This is a genomic window from Acidovorax sp. KNOB132 (assembly GCF_057541515.1).
This window is the reverse complement of sequence record NZ_BAAJYT010000026.1, coordinates 1-19105: the sequence shown is the minus strand read 5'-3', so window position 1 is coordinate 19105 and position 19105 is coordinate 1. Positions and strand designations below refer to the sequence as shown.

Genomic DNA, 19105 nt, shown 5'->3' with positions numbered 1-19105 from the left:
CGCAGCAGCCGCCTGCAGTCCTCTTCGCCTGCAACCCATCGCCTTCGCTTCACCGGTGATCTTGGTGGGTTGAAAAATCTCGCTGTTGGACCATATTCCAAGCAGCTTCATGAGGATTTCCATGTCCGGACACACCCCACTGCCTGCCACCCCCATCGACCTGCCGTTGCTGCCGTTGCGCGACGTTGTGGTCTTCCCCCACATGGTGATCCCACTGTTCGTGGGACGCCCCAAGAGCATCAAGGCGTTGGAATTGGCCATGGACGCCGACCGGCGGATCATGCTGGTCGCCCAGAAAACCGCCGCCAAGGACGAGCCGCTCGTCTCGGACATGTTCGACGTTGGTTGCGTTTCCACGATCCTGCAGATGCTGAAATTGCCCGATGGCACCGTCAAGGTGTTGGTCGAAGGGCAGCAGCGAGCGCTCGTTTCCGCCATCCAGGACAACGAAACGCATTTCACCGCGACCGTGGCGCCTGTGGAAGCGCAGGAGGGCGAGACCAAACCCAGCGAGATCGAGGCCCTGCGCCGCGCGGTGATGCAGCAGTTCGACCAGTACGTCAAGCTGAACAAGAAGATTCCTCCGGAAATCCTCACCTCGATCTCCGCCATCGACGATCCAGGGCGTTTGGCGGACACCATTGCCGCCCACCTGCCGCTCAAGCTGGAAAACAAGCAGGTTGTGCTCGACCTGTCGGATGTGAAGCTGCGCCTCGAAAACCTCTTCGAGCAGCTGGATCGCGAAGTAGACATCCTCAATGTCGACAAGAAGATCCGTGGCCGCGTGAAGCGCCAGATGGAGAAGAACCAGCGCGACTTCTACTTGAACGAGCAGGTCAAGGCCATTCAGAAGGAGCTGGGCGAAGGCGAGGAAGGCGCAGACATCGAGGAGATCGAAAAGAAGATCAAGCTTGCAAAGATGCCCGCTGATGCGCGCAAGAAGGCGGACAGCGAGCTTAAAAAGCTCAAGCTCATGTCGCCCATGTCCGCCGAAGCCACGGTGGTGCGCAACTACATCGAAGTGCTCACCGGGTTGCCCTGGAGCAAAAAGACCAAGATCAAGCACGACCTTGCCAATGCCGAGGGCGTGCTCAATGAAGACCACTACGGCCTCGACAAGGTCAAGGACCGCATCCTGGAATACCTCGCGGTCCAGCAGCGCGTGGACAAGGTCAAGGCCCCTATTCTGTGCCTGGTGGGGCCCCCTGGCGTTGGCAAGACCTCGCTCGGGCAGTCGATTGCCAAGGCCACCGGGCGTAAATACGTGCGCATGGCGTTGGGCGGGATGCGTGACGAAGCGGAGATCCGCGGTCACCGCCGGACCTACATCGGCGCCATGCCGGGCAAGGTTCTGCAGAGCCTGAACAAGGTCGGTACGCGCAACCCGCTGTTCCTGCTGGACGAAATCGACAAGTTGGGTACGGATTTCCGGGGCGACCCTTCGAGCGCCCTGCTGGAAGTGCTCGATCCCGAGCAGAACCACAAGTTCGGCGACCACTACGTCGAAGTCGATTTCGATTTGAGCGACGTGATGTTCGTCGCCACCTCCAATTCGATGAACATCCCGCCGGCGCTGCTGGACCGGATGGAAGTGATCCGCCTGTCGGGCTACACCGAAGACGAGAAAACCAACATCGCTATGAAGTACCTGCTGCCCAAGCAGATGGGCAACAACGGCGTCAAAGATGAGGAACTGCAAGTCACCGAGTCGGCGGTGCGGGACGTGGTTCGCTACTACACGCGCGAAGCAGGGGTGCGTTCGCTGGAGCGTGAGTTGTCCAAGATCTGCCGCAAGGTGGTCAAGGGGTTGCAGCTCAAGCAACTGACGCCGCAAGTCGTGGTGACTGAGGACAACCTCCCCGACTATCTTGGCGTGCGCAAGTACACCTATGGCCGTGCGGAGCAGCAGAACCAGGTGGGGCAGGTGGTCGGCTTGGCATGGACCGAAGTGGGGGGCGATCTGCTCACCATCGAAGCGGCCACCATGCCCGGCAAAGGCGTGATCACGCGCACCGGTTCGCTGGGCGATGTCATGAAGGAATCGGTGGAAGCGGCACGAACCGTGGTGCGTAGCCGCTCTCGCATGCTTGGCATCAAGGACGAGACCTTTGAAAAGCGCGACATCCACATCCACGTGCCTGATGGTGCAACGCCCAAGGATGGACCCAGCGCCGGCGCGGCCATGACGACCGCTTTCGTTTCGGCGCTGACCGGGATCCCTGTGCGGGGCGATGTGGCGATGACCGGAGAAATCACCTTGCGAGGCGAGGTGACGGCGATCGGTGGGCTGAAGGAAAAGTTGTTGGCGGCACTGCGTGGTGGCATCAAGACCGTCTTGATCCCCGAAGAGAACGTCAAGGACCTGCAGGAGATTCCCGAGAACGTGAAGAGCGGGCTGGAAATCGTGCCGGTGAAGTGGATCGACAAGGTGCTGGAAGTGGCGCTCGAGCGCAAACCGATCGCGCTCACCGATGAGGAAATCGCTGCGGCAGTGCCTGCACCAGAGGAAAAAACCTCTACCACTGCAGGCTCTGTGAAGCATTGATGGAAATTTGTCGAAAGCCTCCAAAAATTGCGCTACAATTCATCCCATCGATGCAAACGTTGTACAATGTGAGGCTTCGGTAAATGCGGGAATAGCTCAGTTGGTAGAGCGCAACCTTGCCAAGGTTGAGGTCGAGAGTTCGAGACTCTTTTCCCGCTCCAATTTCCAAAAAAGGGGAGGCACAGCTTCCCCTTTTTGCCAAGGGAAGCAGGTTTGGCGCGGTAGCAAAGCGGTTATGCACCGGATTGCAAATCCGTGTAGGTCGGTTCGACTCCGGCCCGCGCCTCCAGCACTGATCGCGAATGTGATTTGATTCGCTGAGCAAGAACATTCATTTGTTCTGGTTGAGTGGTTAAAGTGGTGCTATAATTTGAGTCTTGCTAGGTTGGTTGAAATCAATTTGGCAGCATGCGGGAATAGCTCAGTTGGTAGAGCGCAACCTTGCCAAGGTTGAGGTCGAGAGTTCGAGACTCTTTTCCCGCTCCAATTTTTACGCCCTGGACTTTAAGTGAAGTCCAGGGCGTATTCGTTTGACGGTGTTCTTTTCTGTGGAGCACCCAGCACTTCTGCTGAAAATCCAACCCCTCAGTCACTTTTTCAGTACTTAAAACAGTACTGGAACGTTGGGTGTCTTAGTGCTCAGGTTTCGACTGTTCCCTCTGCTACTCAATCAGGCGATGGCGTTCCCCAGGCGGCTCTGCAGTGCAATCAGGAACGATGGCAAAAGTACTGTTCCCTGGCGGGAGTCAGTTTGTTGCTCGTGGTGGGGGCAACGGTGAAAAGTGATGTTTTCGGTCTTCATGGTTTAGCCAAGGCTTTACCTTGCCATTGGCCTGTACCCAAAAGCAGCCTCTGACAGGCAGGAGTTTGCGGGTCAACTCTGGCTGCAACTATTTGCCAGCGGCGCGACTCAGCTCCCAGTTTCTGTGCAGTGATGAAAAAGCGTTTGCCACTCAAACGTGTGAGGCGTTCCGGTCCAGGTGGTACTCCAAGTACGGAGCCTTAAGACTGGCAACGATGGGATTACAGGCAACTCGAAAGGGATACCCACGGCCTAAGAAACTGCCCATTTCGATTGGCGATTGTGCGAACGTGATTGCTCTGCAGAGTAGTTGGCGCTTGTCAGGCTCATTGCTGTCTCACTAACTCTACCCGGCGGTTCTGCGACTTGCCATTCTCGGTGGCATTGTCTGCCACCGGATCAGCGCTGCCAAAACCAGCCGATGACAATCTGGCCGTGTCGATACCCCTTGCGGTAATTGCTGCAACTACGGCCTTGGCTCGGCCATCCGACAGCGTCTTGTTTGGGGCTGGGTCACCAGTGCTGTCGGTATAGCCGTTAACGGCCAACTTCAGCGATGCATCTTGCTTGAGTAATTGCACGACCTGCGCAATCTGTGGCAGCGAGTCAGGAAGGATTTCGGTTTTGTCTGAGTCAAAGTTGACATGCAATGTCACTTTGCCAGTTTTGTCGATCTGCGACTTCAGTTCGCTGGCAGGCAACAAACGGGCGGTCACTTCCAACGGCTTGGTCTCGGCGATAAGAAGTCCGCCGCCAAATTGGTAGCTGCACAAGTGGATCCAAATGTCGCGATCAGCCCGGTGGCCAACGAATACCTGTGCAGGATTGTTCCACACGTCACCCAAACCACTGTTGTACTTGAGCGCGATATCGCGTGGCCACTCTTTGATTTTCTGTCCAACTTCTTCGGGGAGTTTGCCATCAAAGATCTTTTTGCCGCCCAGTGCGGAGACCACCGATTCGATGTTTCGCTGAAGTTCCAGGTCCGAGAACGTTTTGCCTTCGGCCGCGCTGATGTGCGCCGACCAGACCCTGCCTTCTACCGGTTCCAGGCGATCGCCTGTCCAAAATGGCACTTGGTCGAAATCGGCCATGTCCGGCGCACTTCCGGTGACATATCCGCTTGGAAGCGCGATATAAGGGAAAGCACCCAGCGGTACGGTCGATACTGGAAGGCTGGATGGTTTGAAGGCATGGCCGGCCGCTTTCTGTGCAACGTCCGGACTTGGGGCACTCGCAACGGTCACCGCTGGCGAAGCTGAATGGCTTTGCAACGTCTGGTCCTGCTTCTTACATGCACCAAGGCCTATTGAGATGGCCATAATCCACATCGCGGTTACTGCTTTTTGCACAGAGATACTCCTTAGCAAGGGACATAAAAGGATTTAGGTGCGAGCCGGGCCGGTCTCGTTGCGAAACTACCGTGCCAAACGTCATGCGGAGGCTCCAAACCATCGTGTCAGTACCGCATGCAACTGCGCGGGGGCGAGAGGCTTGCGGAAAACGAGGTAGCCTTCTTCCTCCGCCTGGGCGAGCGCGGCCGACCGGTACTCTCCGCTCACGAGCGCGCCACGCGCTGCGGGGCACCGCTGCAGCAACTCCTGCAGCAGCGCGAAGCCACTCTGACCTCCGGCGAGGCGTTGGTCGCACAGGATCGCACCGGGCGCGGGGCCGGCGTCCACGATCTCCAGCGCCTGCTGCGCGGTGATTGCCACATTGACCTCCAGTCCCCACGAGCGCAGTAGCGCTGCCACTGCGGGCGCCACCTGGGGGTCGTCTTCGACCAGCAGGCAGCGCCCCGACAACGAGTCCAGTCGCTCCTGCCATGACACGCCGCCCAGCGGTTCGGCATCCTGGAGCCGGTGATCCAGCGCCGCGTCGAGTGACACCCAAAAACAAGAACCCCGGCCCTCGGTCGACTGGAAACCATGGTCCGCACCGATCAGCCGGGCCGAGCGCGCCACCACCGAGAGCCCTAGGCCGTGGCCGGCCACCTCCTGTGTCCAGCGTGCGGTCCCGCGATAGAACGGGGCATAAAGGCGATGCTGGTCCTCCAGCGGCACGCCAGGGCCTGTGTCACGAACCTCGATGCGCCATTGCCCGCCGCGAGAGCGAACGCCGACCAGCACGCCGCCTCTGCAGGTGTAGCGCAACGCGTTCTGCACGAGATTGAAGACCATCTGCCGCAGCAGCGTGCCGTCGGTGTGCACGATGGGCATGCGCCGGCGCGGCAGGCTCACCCGCAGCCGCAGTCCACGCTGCTGCGCATCTGGACCGAACACCGTCGCCACGTCGCCGAACACAGTGGCCAGAGGGACGGGCTCCCGCCGCACTTCGTAGGTGCCCGACTCCAGGCGCGACAGGTCGAGCAGCGCGTCGAACATGAAAGCAAGCGAACGAGCGCAGTCCTGGATGCCATTCAGTACCGGTACGAGTTGCGTATCGGTATTGCGCTGAATCGCCGTCTCCATCAGCAGGCCCATGGCGTGCAGTGGCTGGCGCAGGTCGTGGCTGGCCGTGGCAAAAAATCGGTTCTTTTCCTCCAGCGCGCGCTCTGCCTCTTCCTTGGCCTCGCGGTAGCGTTCTGCGAGTTGCAATCGCTGGCGCTCCATTTCCACCTGTTGCACGACGAATCGGCGCGACCCCCAGGCATGCCGCAAGATCACGCCGCCGAAGAGGACCACCAGCGCGAGCATGGCCTGCCAGCGCTCGGGGAAATACCACGTCACGGCGGCCAGGATCGGCCCATAGGTGGCCACGAAGAACGGAAAGAACACGCGCGGCTGCGGCGCTAGAAAGGTGGTGCCCGAGGCGATGACCGCGCACATGACGAGGTATACCAAAAGCCGGAAATCCTGGGCCGCCCCCTGCGTGAGCGCGATGGGCACGACCCAGAGCACACCATCTGCCACCGCCAGCACCTGGAAAGTGCGCTCCCAGCGAGGCACCACCTCGACATCGGGCCGAGTGGCGTCTTGGCGAAAGCGCCACTGCATGATCCACAGCAGGCTCGCAAAGGCGAGGAATGCACCCCACCACCAGAGCATGGGCCCGGATGGCGCTCCGCTGCGCGCATGCAGCCACGTCAGCACCCCCGGGATGACGAGCGCCGGAATCTCCGAGGCGCCGCCCCGCGATGCAAACGATTGGAGCAGCCGCCGCCGTACCGCCAGGTCGAGCGCGGCGTTGGACGTTTGGGCATCCGCCGCGGGCTCGGCGTTCCATGCGTCGGGATAGCGGCTGTCGGGTGTGATCGGCATCTGCGGGATGGGGGATGGGAGATGGGAGATGGGGTAAGGCGGAAAGGCGAGGGAGGGGCTGGAGTTTTCGGGGGCAGGACTCTGTCAGCCGAGCGTGGGGCAAGGCGGCTAGTCGTTGGTCGCCGCTTCGCATACCCCGATCTCCGCTCGGTGAGCCGCGAACTCTGACCTCGGCGCGGCGTCAGCCGGAATGCACGCTACGTGTCGCGCACGGCTTGCGGCTGCGAATCAATCGAACCTGCAGGGCGCCAACGTGCTCACCTCCGCGCTGCTGCATGGCCGCTGCAAGCCGGGCTTCGCGATGTCGGGGCGCACACAGATGTCAGCGGCACTGGGCCACCGTGCAAGTTGCTCACCCGTCGAAACTCCACATGCCGGATCCGGGCTCGGCCGTCTGCCCAAACCGGTGACGCACAGGCAGCCATGAAGCCCATCAAGAGCAAGGCAGTGGCAAACGGGCTGTTCGATGGTGCGTATCGCATAGCATCCCTTTGGCTTTGGAAGAGCGAAGGTTTTTGGAAAGCAGCACTGGAACACGTCGATTGCGGATTGCCTATCCCTCCATGGTGGGGTAGGGCGCACGGGCGTTACAGCTCGTGCGCTGAGCCGGGTTTGGCCAAGCCCAAAAAAAGTAGTACATAATGCAGGTTTTCTGCCCGAGGGGTGTCCGAAAAACCTCTTGTGGATCAAGAAGTTGAGTCGGAAGCGAGCATTCGTTTCCCGCTCCGTTTTGCAAGGGAAGCTTCGGCTTCCCTTTTTTTATTGCGCGAGTCGGTTGCTCTTTGGATTGGCCGATCCGCATTGGCAGCGTTGCGCACCTGCGTGGCCCGGGTTACGCTTGAATGCAAGGTGCGCACCGCGCAGCCGGCGCCCCGATGGTGAAATTGGTAGACACTGCGGACTTAAAATCCGCCGCTTCCTGAAAAGGGGCGTGCCGGTTCGACCCCGGCTCGGGGCACCACTACGATTCGATCATGTCAAGTTACAACGCTCCCTTTGAAATCCATGTCCACGGCCAGGTGCAGTTGCGGGCCGATACGGGGTTCGACCAGTTGCAAGAGGCCTTGAAGCCGCTCTGGAAGTACGCCGGGGCCCGTTCCTTGGCCGATGGTGCGGCGAGCGCCTATGAGGAAGAGCCCGGCATCCAGTTCGACGCCAAGGAGCACACCCTGCAGATCTGCTGGACGGTGCGCGGTGACGAGGACTTCCGCCAGTCGCTCGACGAGATGTGCATGAGCCTCAACGAGTTGTCGGAGCAGGGCGCGGCCATCGAGGTCACGTTCTATGACACCGACTTCGACGAGGACGAAGAGGATGACGGCACCGAAGCGCGTGACGACTTCCTCATGCTGTTCGTGGGACCAACCCCCGCCGCCATCATGCAGGTGCAGCGCGATCTGCTCGTGCAGGATGTCGTGAACATGATGGAGCGCCACTTCGATGGCGCCGAGCTGGGCGGCGTGGTGGCCGAGATCGACAAGCTGTTCTCGCAGCGTTTCGATGCCCTGGTGAACTCGCTGGAGATCGGCAAGCCGCCACGCGGCAGCGGCGGTTCCGGTGGTGGCCATGGCGGCAGTGGCGGGCGCCGTCCCCGCCATCTGCACTGAGAACACACCCGTTTTTCCGAACGATCCAATGGCCTCTCATCCAGAGGCGGCCAGCGGGTCGGGACCGATGGCGATCGAACTGCCTTACCTTCGTGCGTACCCGGATGCCTTGCAGGATCAGGTGCGCACGCTCATCGCCGAAGGGGGCCTGGCGGCCCTGCTGCAGCAGCGCTATCCCCAGGCGCATGCCGTGCGCACCGACAAGGCGCTGTACCAATACGCCGCCGACCTGAAGGCGCAGCATCTGCGCAAGGCCGATACGGTGCAGAAAGTGGTGTTCGACAGCAAGATCCATGTGGTGCGGCACGCGTTGGGGTTGCACACCTCGTCGGCGCGCGTGCAGGGCGGGCGCCTGACGGCGCGGCACGAGATCCGCATCGCCTCCATGTTCAAGCAGGCACCGGAAGAGTTTCTGCGCATGATCGTCGTGCACGAGTTGGCCCACCTGCGCGAGAAGGATCACGACAAGGCCTTCTACCAGTTGTGCGAGCACATGGAGCCCCGCTACCACCAGTATGAGTTCGATACGCGGTTGTATCTGACCCACATCGAGCATGCGGGGGAACGCCTCTGGGGCGTCTGATGGCCGTTGCGTCTGCTATTGTTTTTGTAGCTAGACGCCGGGAACTTTATTGCGCCGGAGCCCGATTGGCTTCATGAACCATTGCACCTGCACCTGCACCTGCACCTGCACCTGCGCCGTCCGCCGGCACAGTGGCCGTGCTGCAGCACCGCGCCGGTAGCTGCAGCCAGCGCTGTGCTGCGGCCTGCAGGGGCAGCAGCGAGCCCGTGGTGATCAGTTGCATGCGGTCGCATGCTGCGGGGATTTCGTCGCCCGGGTCCGCCAGGAGGCCGGTGGCCTGCAGCAGGCGGCGGGTTTGCCTGGCGACCGGCTCGCCGGTGTCCACCAGGCGCACCGCCGGGCCGATGAGGGCGCGCAATTCTTCTTCGGCGAACACATAGTGGGTGCAGCCCAGCACCAGGGTGTCGATGTGGCCTGCCGCGGTGCCGAACGTGCCCATGGCGGCGATGTAGCGCGTGCACAGTTCGCGCACCTCGGAGGATTCGGCGGCATCAGGCACCGCATGTTCAGTGCTGCGTTCGATGGCGTAGGCCAGCCCATCGCAGGGCTGCACCACGAATTCGGCCTGCGATTGCAGCGACCCCAGCAGCAACGCGAACTTGCCGCTGGTGAGCGTGCCCCGTGTGCCGATGACGCCGATGCGCCCGGTCTGGCTGAGCGCCACCGCGGGCTTGATGGCCGGCTCCAGGCCGACGAGGGGCAGGTCCGGGCATTGGGTCCGGACCTCGTGGATGGCGGCGGCGGTGGCCGTGTTGCAGGCGACCACCAGGGCCTTGATGCCGTGCACCGCCTGCAGGTAGCGGGTGATGGCGTGGGTGCGCGCGGCGACATAGGCGTCGCCCCGCTCGCCGTAGGGCGCGTGACCACTGTCCGCCAGGTAGACGAAGCGCTCGTGCGGCAGTTCGGCCTGTAGCGCGCGCAGCACGCTCAGGCCGCCGATGCCGCTGTCGAACACACCGATGGGGCGTTGCTGCGAGGTGGGCGTCATGCGTGCCTTGGTGCGATGTGAACGGAAAAATCAGACAACTCCGGCGGCCCCAGCGGCTGCCGGGCCGACCCGCGGGGCGGGGCCGCCACCAGGCCACGCCTGGAGCCGCCGCCATGGCCGGAGAGGGCGTTCAAGCGGCGACGAGGTCAATGGACTTGAACTCGCCCGTGGCGATGCGCTTTTGCCATTCGGCCGGGCCGGTGATGTGGGCGCTGGTGCCGCCGGCGTCCACGGCCACGGTCACGGGCATGTCCACCACGGTGAACTCGTAGATGGCTTCCATGCCCAGATCGGCAAAGCCGACGACCTTGGCTTCCTTGATGGCCTTGCTGACCAGGTAGGCGGCGCCGCCCACGGCCATCAGGTAGGCGCTCTGGTGCTTCTTGATGGCTTCGATGGCGACCGGGCCGCGCTCGGACTTGCCGATCATCGAGATCAGGCCCGTTTCGGCCAGCATCATCTCGGTGAACTTGTCCATGCGCGTGGCGGTGGTCGGGCCGGCGGGGCCCACGGCCTCGTCCTTGACCGGGTCCACGGGGCCCACGTAGTAGATGACGCGGTTGGTGAAATCCACGGGCAGCTTCTCGCCCTTGGCCAGCATGTCCTGGATGCGCTTGTGCGCGGCATCGCGGCCGGTGAGCATCTTGCCGTTGAGCAGCAGCGTGTCGCCCGGCTTCCAGCTCGCCACTTCTTCCTTGGTGAGGGTGTCCAGGTTGACGCGGCGGCTCTTGTTGTAGTCGGGCGCCCAGTCGATCTTGGGCCACAGGTCGAGCGAAGGCGCCTCCAGATAGGCGGGGCCGGAGCCGTCCAGCACGAAGTGCGCGTGGCGCGTGGCGGCGCAGTTGGGGATCATCGCCACGGGCTTGGAGGCCGCGTGCGTGGGGTACATCTTGACCTTGATGTCCAGCACGGTGCTCAGGCCGCCCAGGCCCTGCGCACCGATGCCCAGGGCGTTGACCTTCTCGTACAGCTCCAGGCGCAGTTCCTCGACCTGGTCGAGCTTTTTCGCCGCGCGCGGCCTTGGCCTGCAGCTCGTACATGTTCAGGTCGTCCATCAGGCTTTCCTTGGCCAGCAGCACGGCTTTTTCCGCCGTGCCGCCGATGCCGATGCCCAGCATGCCGGGCGGGCACCAGCCGGCGCCCATCGTGGGCACGGTCTTGAGCACCCAGTCCACCAGGTTGTCGCTGGGGTTCATCATGACCATCTTGGACTTGTTCTCGCTGCCGCCGCCCTTGGCCGCGACGGTGATGTCCACGGTGTCGCCCGGCACGATCTGCGTGAAGATCACCGCGGGCGTGTTGTCCTTGGTGTTCTTGCGGGCGAACTGCGGGTCGGCCACGACGCTGGCGCGCAGCGTGTTGTCGGGGTGGTTGTAGCCGCGGCGCACGCCTTCGTTGATGGCGTCTTCCAGGCCGCCGGGAAAGCCTTCCCAGCGCACGTCCATGCCGATCTTCAGGAACACGTTGACGATGCCGGTGTCCTGGCAGATGGGGCGCTGGCCGGTGGCGCTCATCTTGCTGTTGGTGAGGATCTGCGCCATCGCATCCTTGGCCGCCGGGCTCTGCTCGCGCTCGTAGGCGCGCGCCAGGTGGGCGATGAAGTCGGCGGGGTGGTAGTAGCTGATGTACTGCAGGGACGCAGCAACGGACTCCACGAGGTCGTGGTACCGGATGGTCGTGGTCATGGTGGGGTGTGTTTTTGGGGAAAGAACGAACCGCGCAATTATCGCCGCCCGCTCCGGACGGCGCTGGCGGCGGTCAGCCGCGGGGGGGCGGCGTCGAACGGCAGGCTTTCGAGCGCCTCGAGCCCGCCGATCACGGAGGGCGCGAAATCCGCCGAGCCTTCCGGCTTGTCGCCCTGGGCCCAGGCCAGCAGCACGTCCGCCGGCATGGGGCGGGCGTAGAAAAAGCCCTGCAGCTCGTCGCAACGCATGGCCAGCAGGATGTCGCGCTGGCCGCTGGTTTCCACGCCCTCGGCCACCACGCGCAGGCCCAGGGCGTGGGCCAGCCGCACCACGGCATCGACCACGGCGCGGGCGTCTTCTTCATGTTCAAGGTCGTTCACGAAGCTGCGGTCGATCTTGAGCTGCTGGGCCGGCAGCTGGCGCAGGTAGTTCAGGCTCGAATAGCCGGTGCCGAAGTCGTCGATGGACAGGAACACGCCGATGCGCGCCAGGCCTTCGAAGGTGCGCTGCGTGGCCTTGGTGTCTTCCATGGCCACCGATTCGGTGATCTCGCACAGCAGTTGCGAGGAATCCAGGCCATGGAACTGCAGGGCGTGCTCGATGCGCTCGGCCAGCCCGCTTTCGCGCAGCTGGTGCACCGACAGGTTGATCGCCACTCGCATGCGCAGGCCGCTGCGCGCCCAGTCGGCCATCTGCCGGCACGCCTCTTCGATGACCCAGGCGCCCAGCTGGCCGATCAGTCCGAAGCGCTCGGCCAGGCCGATGAACACCAGCGGGCTCACCATGCCGCGCTTCGGGTGGTGCCAGCGCAGCAGGGCTTCCACGCCGTTGATGCGGCCGCGCTTGCCGTCGATCTTGGGCTGGTAGTGCAGGGCGAGCTCGCCGCGCGACAGGGCGTGGCGCAGGTCGTTCTGCAGCTCCAGCTGGTCGGACGCGTCGGAGCCCATGTGGGGTTCGAACATGGCGTAGCCGTTGCCGCCCGCGCGCTTGGCGGCATACATGGCGGCATCGGCATTGGCGACCAGCTTGTCGCGGTCGCCGTGGTCGGGGTGCAGCACCACGCCGATGGAGCAGCCGATCTGCACCTGCCGGCCCGCCACATGGAAGGGCAGGGCGAGCGCTGCCAGGATGCGGTTGGCCACCACAATGCAGTCGGCCGTGTTGCCCACGTCTTCCAGCAGCAGCAGGAATTCGTCGCCGCCCACGCGGGCCACCGTGTCGCTTTCGCGCGCTTCGGCGCGCAGGCGCTGGGCGGCTTCCGACAGGATGGCGTCGCCTGCGGCATGGCCGAAGGAGTCGTTGATGGGCTTGAAGCCGTCCAGGTCCACGAACAGCACGGCCAGGCGGTCCAGCACGCGGTGGTGGTTGGTGCGCTCCAGGCGCAGCAGCGCATGGGCGAGGCGGTCTTCGAACAGCAGGCGGTTGGGCAGGCCGGTGAGTGCATCGGCGAACGCGCGCTTTTGCAGCTCGGCATTGGCCTGCTGCAGCTTGGCGTTGCTGTCCTGGAGCGATTGGGTGAGCCGGCGCGCGACGTTCTGCAGCCGCGCATCGAGGATGGAGATGAACAGCGTGCTGAGCATCAGCAGCAGCGTGAAGATCGCCACCATGGCGGCCAGCCCCGAGCCGCCCAGCGAATCGGCGCTCAGGCACACGGTGCCCTGCGGGAACTGGGCGGCGGCCATGCCGATGTAGTGCATGCCGCAGATGGCCAGCGCCATCACCAGCGATGCCGCGGCCTGGAACATCCTGCGCCGGTGGCCATGCATGCCCCGCAGGGCCTGGAACAGGTAGAGTGCCGTGGCCGAGGCCAGCACCGCCACGGCCACCGACAAGGCGACATAGAAGCCGTTCCACACGATGCCGATGGACAGGTGCATGGCGCGCATGCCGATGTAGTGCATCGCGCTGATGCCCGCGCCCATGGCGAGCGCCCCGACGGCCAGGTGCCGATGCCGCACGCGCTCCATGCTGGCCAGGCCCAGCGCGACGGCCGATGCCGCCACGGCGGCCAGCCAGGACAGGGCGGTGATCGCGGGGGTGAAGCCCAGGGCGATGGGCAGCTCGAACGCCAGCATGCCCAGGAAATGCATGGACCAGATGCCCGTGCCCATCACCAGCGAACCCGCGGCCCACCAGGCCAGTCCGATGCGGCTGTGGGAGGTGCGCACGCGGCGTGCCAGGTTGAGCGTGACGTACGAGGCCAGCACCGCCACGGCGAACGACGCTGCGACCACCAGCGGATCGTGGTGCGACGGCAGGAAGCCGGTCAGCGGTGGGGCGAGCGGGGAGGGCATGGAAGGTGCGGCGGCAGCGGGGCGCCAAAGGTGTCCAAGTGTATCCACCGCAGGCTCTCCCGGGGGCCGGGAGGGTCTCTGCGCCACGCGGTCCCCACCGATGAGAATGGTTTTGTTTCGCGTTATGCTTTTGGACGATACGCACCCTTGTGCGCCCTTCGTTTCTTCACCACCGGACCCGCCAGACATGACCTCCCGCATCGAACGCGACACCTTCGGCCCCATCGAGGTGCCGGCCCATCAGCTCTGGGGCGCGCAGACGCAGCGATCGCTGCAGAACTTCGACATCTCCGGCGAGCAGCAGCCGCGCGAGATCATCCGGGCCCTGGCGCAGGTCAAGCGCGCCTCGGCCGTGGTCAACCAGGCGCTGGGCCTGCAGGACGCGAAGAAGACCGACGCCATCGTGGCCGCGGCCGACGAGGTGATCGCCGGCCGGCATCCGGGCGAGTTCCCGCTCGTGGTCTGGCAGACGGGCTCGGGCACGCAGACCAACATGAACGTCAACGAGGTGCTGGCCAACCGCGCCAGCGAGATCCTGGGCGGCGAGCGCGGCGAGGCCCGCCTGGTGCACCCCAACGACGATGTGAACCGCAGCCAGTCGAGCAACGACGTGTTCCCCACCGCCATGCACGTGGCGGCGGTGGAGGCGCTCACGCACCGGCTGCTGCCCGCCCTGGCCAAGCTGCGCGCCACGCTGGCGCAAAAGGCCGAGGACTTCGACGGCATCGTGAAGATCGGCCGCACCCACCTGCAGGACGCCACCCCGCTCACGCTGGGCCAGGAGTTCTCGGGCTACGTGGCGCAGCTCGATCACGGCGAGCGCCACGTGCGCGCCGCGCTGCCGCACCTGTGCGAACTGGCCCTGGGCGGCACCGCCGTGGGCACCGGCCTGAACGCCCCCAAGGGCTACGCCGAGCAGGCCGCCGCCGAGCTGGCGCGCCTGACCGGGCTGCCGTTCGTCACGGCGCCCAACAAGTTCGAGGCCCTGGCCTCGGTCGATGCGCTGGTGCATGCGCACGGCGCGCTCAAGACCCTGGCCGCCAGCCTGATGAAGATCGCCAACGACGTGCGCTGGCTGGCGAGCGGCCCGCGCAGCGGCATCGGCGAGCTGAGCATTCCCGAGAACGAGCCCGGCTCGTCCATCATGCCGGGCAAGGTCAACCCCACGCAGAGCGAGGCGGTGACCATGCTGGCCGCCCAGGTGTTCGGCAACGACGTGGCCATCAACTTCGGCGGTGCCTCGGGCAATTTCGAGCTGAACGTGTTCCGCCCCATGGTGGCCCACAACTTCCTGCAGAGCGTGCGCCTGCTGGCCGATGGCATGGTGAGCTTCAACGACCACTGCGCCGTGGGCATCGAGCCCAACCGCGACCGCATCACCGAGTTGGTGGACCGCTCGCTGATGCTGGTGACCGCGCTCAACACGCACATCGGCTACGACAAGGCCGCCTTCATCGCCAAGAAGGCGCACAAGGAAGGCACCAGCCTGCGCGAGGCGGCCGTGGCTTCGGGCCACGTCACCGGCGAGCAGTTCGACCAATGGGTCGTTCCGGGGAACATGGTCGGCCGCTGAGCGGGCACTGAAAAGGCGCCAGCGCCCCGTCGCCCGCCGGCTCAGTGCGTAGTCTTGCGCGCGCGCTTACGCGCGCGCGGGGCGCGCACCGGCCGGTCCTGGTGCCGCAGGAACGCCAGCAGCCGGCGCTCGGCGGCCTGCAGCGCGCGCGGCGTGTTCGTGCCGCCGATGCGCTCCCACAGCACCTGCATGTCTGGCCCGGCGTCGGAAGTGAGCCGCGATCCCAGCGCCAGCACCGAGGGGTGCACGTACGACTTCTTGCACACGGCCGGCGTGTTGCCCAGCTGCCGCGCCACTTCGATCAGGATGTGCTTGGCCGTCACCGCGGGCGCGCCGGGCTGGGGCGAGCAGGCCAGCCGCGTCAGCTCCAGCGCCTGCACGGTGCCGTGCCAGGTGCGGAAGTCCTTGGCGGTGAAGTGCTCGCCCTCCTGCGTGCCGGTGATCTCGCGCAGGTAGTCGTTCACGTCGCCCGAATCGACGGCATGCAGCGCGCCGTCCTCTCCCTCGTACTGGAACAGTTCCTGGCCCGGCAGCTGCTGGCAGCGGCGCACGACGCGGGCCACGCGCGGGTCGTCGAGCGTGGCCTCCTGCTGCACGCCGCTCTTGCCGCGAAACCGCAGCTGCAGTTGGTTGCCGCGCAGCGCCGCATGGCGGGTGCGCAAGGTGGTCAGGCCGTAGGAGCGGTTGGTGCTGGCGTATTCCTCGTTGCCCACGCGCAGGTAGGTGGTGTCCAGCAGGCGCACCAGCGTGGCGAGCACCCGCTCGCGGGACAGGGTGGGGCCCGACTTGGCCCGCAGGTCGCGCGCCACCCGCGCGCGGATGCGGGGCAGGGCGCGGCCGAAGGCCTGCATGCGTTCGAACTTGGCCTCGTCGCGCTGCAGGCGCCAGTCGGCGTGGTAGCGGTACTGGCGCCGGCCGCGCGCATCCAGCCCCGTGGCCTGCAGGTGGCCGTTGGGCAGCGGGCAGATCCACACCTCGGTGTAGGCGGGTGGGATGGCCAGGCGCTGGATGCGGGTGATCTCGTCCGGGTCAGTCAGCCATTGGCCGTCGGGCTGGCGGTAGCGAAAGCCGTCGCCCTTGCGCTCGCGGCTCAGGCCCGGCATCTCGGGGTTGACGTAGCGCAGGCCGCGGGCCAGGCGGGTGGCGGGCGGGCGGGCCGGCGAAGCGGCGGCAGGGGCGGTAGCAGTGGCGGTGCGTGGCATGGATGGGACGGCAGGCGGTGCGGCAAGAAGGGGCGCGAAGCGCGTCCCCCCGATCTCAGCCCAGCCGGCGCGGGCCGGCTGTAGGAGGCAACCCGCTGCGCCGGTGGGAGTGCATCCGTGCCGCGCCGGTCCGGTGGGCACCCGCGCCGCGGTCCATGGGTAAAAATGGCCTGCAGTGCAATATCCACTAGGGCATTGCGCTATTAAAAATATAGCATCCGAGGTGAGTGCAGCGGCGGGTGCCGCGGTGGCTGCCGCGCCGCTGCACGCGTCGCCCGGGCCTCAGAACCGCGCCGTGGCCCCCACGAAGTAGGTGCGCCCGCCGTTGTCATAGTTGCTGCCCAGTTCCCGCGTCTGCTTGTCCGCCACGTTGAGGATGCCGGCCCGCAGGGTGAAGGTTTCGTTCAACCGGTAGCTGGTGGTCAGGTCCACGGTGGTGTAGGCCTTGGCGAAGGTGGTGGCCGCGCCGGTGACGACGAGTTCCTTGCCCACGTAGCGGGCGCTGGCATCGGCGGTCCAGGCCGGGGCGACGCGCCACTGCAGCGACGAATACACGGTCAGGCGCGGCACGGACAGCAGCGAGGCGCCGGTGGTGAGGTTTTTGGACTCGAACATCTTCGTGGCATTGGTGCGCCAGTCGATCGACGGCGCCAGCGGCACGGTGGCGTTGGCCTCCAGCCCGCGCGTGCGGGCGCGCTGGGCGTTGGCCATGCGCGTCCACCAAAAGCCGTTGTACAGGCCCAGGGGCTGGTAGTCGATCTTGTTCTTGAAGTCGGTGTGGAAGTAGGTGGCGCCGAAGGCCCAGCCGCCCTGCTCGTAGCCCGTGCCCAGCTCGAAGTTGGTGCTGGTCTCGGGCTGCAGGTCGGGGTTGCCGGCCATGTAGCAGCCGCGCGTTCCGTCGGCATTCACGCGGGTGCTGGTCCAGCCCAGGCCCGCCAGGCTGCGGCAGCCGTTGCCGCCGGACTGCGTGGCGGCATTGGGCGAATTCTCTTTCAGGCCCGGCGCGCGGAAGCCGCGCGACACGCCGGTACGCACCGTCCACGCCGAGGCCGGGTGGTAGACGAAGTAGGCGCGCGGGCTCCAGTTGTTGCCGTACTTTTCGTGGTGGTCCATGCGCAGGCCGAGCGTGAGCGCCAGGTTCTCGCGCAGGAAGATCTGGTCCTCGCCGAACAGCGCCCAGGTGGTGGCCGACAGGGACGATCCCGACACCGGCCGCCCGCTGTAGTCGATGGGGGCGAGGCCGATGGTGTCGCGGTTGTCCAGTTCTTCCTGCTTCCATTGCAGCCCGGTGGTCAGCATCTGGTCGAAGCCCAGGAGCTTCAGCGGCATGTCCACGCGGCCGTCCAGCGTGGTTTCGCGCGAGTGGTTGCCGATGGTGTCGCCCAGGTCCTCGTACTCGTGGCGCGACAGGTTGATCTTGGAGCGCACGTCGCCCCAGCGGCCGTCGTGCCCCAGGCCGAACGAGGTGTGCCGCAGCCGGCTCAGGCCCCAGGGGCTGACGACCTGCCCGCCGCTGGCAGTGCGCGCATCCGAGCCGGTGGCGCGCTGCGTGGCCTGGGCCGCCTCGAGCGACACCGACTGGTCGGGCGTGAGCTGCCAGCTCAGCAGCGCGTTCAGTCCCTGGTTGCGCGCGCCGGCCGTGGACAGGTAGGTGCCCGCATGCCCGCCCGTGCCTTCATCGGCATCGCGCTCGGTGTAGTTGCCCGACACGCGCAGGCCGATGCGGTCGGTCACCGGGCCGCTGACGGTGAAGCCCGTCTGCCGCGTGTCGCCGCGCTCCGAATCAGAGGGCTTGGAGTAGTTGACCGTGGCGGAGCCGCCCCAGCGCAGGCCGATCTTGCGGGTGATGATGTTGATCACCCCGCCCATGGCGTCCGAGCCGTACAGCGACGACATCGGGCCGCGCACCACCTCGATGCGCTCGATCATCTCGGGCGAGATCCAGTCCAGGTCCTGCTGGCCCAGGTCGTCGCGGTAGTTCACGCCGGCCGAATTGCCCTGGCGCTTGCCGTCCACGAGGATGAGCGTGTATTTCTCGGGCAGGCCGCGCAGGCGGATCTTGGACTGCGCGCCCGTGCCCGACAGCCCGCCGGTCACGCCGGGAATGGTGGACAGCAGCTCGCCGAGGCTGGTGACGGGCTTGCGCTCGATGTCTTCGCGGGTGATCACGCTGATGCTGGCAGGCGCCTCTTTGATGTCCACGGCCGTGCCCGAGGCCGTGACCACCACGGTGGACAGGGCGGCCTGCGCGGGTTGCGCAGGTTGCGATTCGGACGGCGGGGCGGTCTGGGCGTGGGCACCGGCGCTCAGCGCCAGGGCGATCGCGAGGGACAGGGGCTGGGGGCGAAGCGAAGACGGCAAGATCATGAAAGCAGTTTCCTGTAAAAACTGCAAATGATAGTGATTCGCTTTTACTATTTGACCAATTGGTGGGTTTCAGAAGAAATTTCGGGCTTCGCCGAACGGTGGAAGGAGGTATTGAAAAAGCGGCAAGCCGCAGTGTTAGAAAGGGTTTTAAGCTATTGAAAAAATAGCAAAATCCTGTGCCATCGGCCATCGGCCATCG

11 protein-coding genes, 4 tRNA genes and 1 pseudogene are annotated in these 19105 nt (G+C 65.1%); 8 read left to right on the top strand and 8 right to left on the bottom strand.

Annotation, left to right across the window (positions count from 1 at the left end):
* The first annotated feature begins 121 nt into the window (after positions 1 to 121).
* The 4 genes from lon (at position 122) to AC27IO_RS06500 (ending at position 3031) form a co-directional block, all read left to right on the top strand.
* Positions 122 to 2545, top strand: coding sequence for an endopeptidase La (gene lon, locus AC27IO_RS06515; protein ID WP_284428905.1), 2424 nt, complete (start codon positions 122 to 124; stop codon positions 2543 to 2545).
* An 85-nt stretch (positions 2546 to 2630) separates the two neighbouring features.
* Positions 2631 to 2706: transfer RNA gene (locus tag AC27IO_RS06510), tRNA-Gly, on the top strand.
* A gap of 54 nt (positions 2707 to 2760) precedes the next feature.
* Positions 2761 to 2834, top strand: a tRNA-Cys gene (locus AC27IO_RS06505).
* A gap of 121 nt (positions 2835 to 2955) precedes the next feature.
* Positions 2956 to 3031, top strand: a tRNA-Gly gene (locus tag AC27IO_RS06500).
* Positions 3032 to 3215: 184 nt separating this feature from the next.
* Here the strand turns inward: AC27IO_RS06500 and AC27IO_RS06495 are convergent.
* The 3 genes from AC27IO_RS06495 to AC27IO_RS06485 all read right to left on the bottom strand — a co-directional run bounded on the left by AC27IO_RS06495 (position 3216) and on the right by AC27IO_RS06485 (position 6607).
* Positions 3216 to 3347 (bottom strand): hypothetical protein, encoded by a 132-nt coding sequence (locus AC27IO_RS06495; RefSeq protein ID WP_317352087.1) that lies wholly within the window; start codon positions 3345 to 3347, stop codon positions 3216 to 3218.
* Between the two features lie 326 nt (positions 3348 to 3673).
* A complete protein-coding gene (locus tag AC27IO_RS06490) occupies positions 3674 to 4699 on the bottom strand; it encodes an OmpA family protein (RefSeq protein ID WP_498737980.1) in 1026 nt (341 codons plus the stop codon).
* Positions 4700 to 4780: 81 nt separating this feature from the next.
* Positions 4781 to 6607 carry a hybrid sensor histidine kinase/response regulator gene (locus AC27IO_RS06485; RefSeq protein ID WP_498737978.1) on the bottom strand — a complete coding sequence of 609 codons (1827 nt, stop codon included), beginning with the start codon at positions 6605 to 6607 and terminating at the stop codon, positions 4781 to 4783.
* Between the two features lie 869 nt (positions 6608 to 7476).
* On the opposite strand from AC27IO_RS06485, the gene AC27IO_RS06480 reads away from it, so the two are divergent.
* The 3 genes from AC27IO_RS06480 to AC27IO_RS06470 all read left to right on the top strand — a co-directional run bounded on the left by AC27IO_RS06480 (position 7477) and on the right by AC27IO_RS06470 (position 8797).
* A tRNA-Leu gene (locus AC27IO_RS06480) sits at positions 7477 to 7568 on the top strand.
* Positions 7569 to 7581: 13 nt separating this feature from the next.
* Entirely contained in the window at positions 7582 to 8214 is a 633-nt protein-coding gene (locus AC27IO_RS06475) for a DUF6806 family protein (protein WP_272564201.1), read from the top strand.
* 67 nt (positions 8215 to 8281) lie between these two features.
* Positions 8282 to 8797, top strand: coding sequence for a M48 metallopeptidase family protein (locus AC27IO_RS06470; RefSeq protein WP_498737976.1), 516 nt, complete (start codon positions 8282 to 8284; stop codon positions 8795 to 8797).
* A 46-nt stretch (positions 8798 to 8843) separates the two neighbouring features.
* Here AC27IO_RS06470 and murI read toward each other — a convergent pair whose 3' ends face one another.
* From murI to AC27IO_RS06455, 3 genes and pseudogenes are all read right to left on the bottom strand, one after another.
* The gene (gene murI / locus AC27IO_RS06465; protein WP_498737974.1) at positions 8844 to 9785 is read right to left on the bottom strand and encodes a glutamate racemase; all 942 of its coding nucleotides are present in this window, start codon (positions 9783 to 9785) and stop codon (positions 8844 to 8846) included.
* A 130-nt stretch (positions 9786 to 9915) separates the two neighbouring features.
* Positions 9916 to 11470 (bottom strand): annotated as a pseudogene (locus AC27IO_RS06460) (fumarate hydratase).
* 38 nt (positions 11471 to 11508) lie between these two features.
* Positions 11509 to 13764: a putative bifunctional diguanylate cyclase/phosphodiesterase gene (locus AC27IO_RS06455; protein ID WP_498737972.1), complete on the bottom strand. Its 2256-nt coding sequence runs from the start codon at positions 13762 to 13764 to the stop codon at positions 11509 to 11511.
* Between the two features lie 187 nt (positions 13765 to 13951).
* On the opposite strand from AC27IO_RS06455, the gene fumC reads away from it, so the two are divergent.
* Complete coding sequence (fumC, locus tag AC27IO_RS06450; protein ID WP_272564196.1) at positions 13952 to 15337, top strand: class II fumarate hydratase; 1386 nt, start codon at positions 13952 to 13954, stop codon at positions 15335 to 15337.
* A gap of 41 nt (positions 15338 to 15378) precedes the next feature.
* Here fumC and AC27IO_RS06445 read toward each other — a convergent pair whose 3' ends face one another.
* Positions 15379 to 16539, bottom strand: a complete 1161-nt coding sequence (locus tag AC27IO_RS06445) for a DNA topoisomerase IB (RefSeq protein WP_487089627.1) — start codon at positions 16537 to 16539, stop codon at positions 15379 to 15381.
* Between the two features lie 282 nt (positions 16540 to 16821).
* Positions 16822 to 18906 carry a TonB-dependent receptor domain-containing protein gene (locus AC27IO_RS06440; RefSeq protein WP_498737969.1) on the bottom strand — a complete coding sequence of 695 codons (2085 nt, stop codon included), beginning with the start codon at positions 18904 to 18906 and terminating at the stop codon, positions 16822 to 16824.
* Between the last annotated feature and the right edge of the window lie 199 nt (positions 18907 to 19105).

Bases quoted from the DNA above. Each gene is read 5' to 3' on its own strand.
- lon (WP_284428905.1), top strand. From the start codon at position 122: ATGTCCGGACACACCCCACTGCCTGCCACCCCCATCGACCTGCCGTTG.
- AC27IO_RS06495 (WP_317352087.1), bottom strand. From the start codon at position 3,347: ATGAAGACCGAAAACATCACTTTTCACCGTTGCCCCCACCACGAGCAA.
- AC27IO_RS06485 (WP_498737978.1), bottom strand. From the start codon at position 6,607: ATGCCGATCACACCCGACAGCCGCTATCCCGACGCATGGAACGCCGAG.
- AC27IO_RS06475 (WP_272564201.1), top strand. From the start codon at position 7,582: ATGTCAAGTTACAACGCTCCCTTTGAAATCCATGTCCACGGCCAGGTG.
- AC27IO_RS06470 (WP_498737976.1), top strand. From the start codon at position 8,282: ATGGCGATCGAACTGCCTTACCTTCGTGCGTACCCGGATGCCTTGCAG.
- murI (WP_498737974.1), bottom strand. From the start codon at position 9,785: ATGACGCCCACCTCGCAGCAACGCCCCATCGGTGTGTTCGACAGCGGC.
- AC27IO_RS06455 (WP_498737972.1), bottom strand. From the start codon at position 13,764: ATGCCCTCCCCGCTCGCCCCACCGCTGACCGGCTTCCTGCCGTCGCAC.
- fumC (WP_272564196.1), top strand. From the start codon at position 13,952: ATGACCTCCCGCATCGAACGCGACACCTTCGGCCCCATCGAGGTGCCG.
- AC27IO_RS06445 (WP_487089627.1), bottom strand. From the start codon at position 16,539: ATGCCACGCACCGCCACTGCTACCGCCCCTGCCGCCGCTTCGCCGGCC.
- AC27IO_RS06440 (WP_498737969.1), bottom strand. From the start codon at position 18,906: ATGATCTTGCCGTCTTCGCTTCGCCCCCAGCCCCTGTCCCTCGCGATC.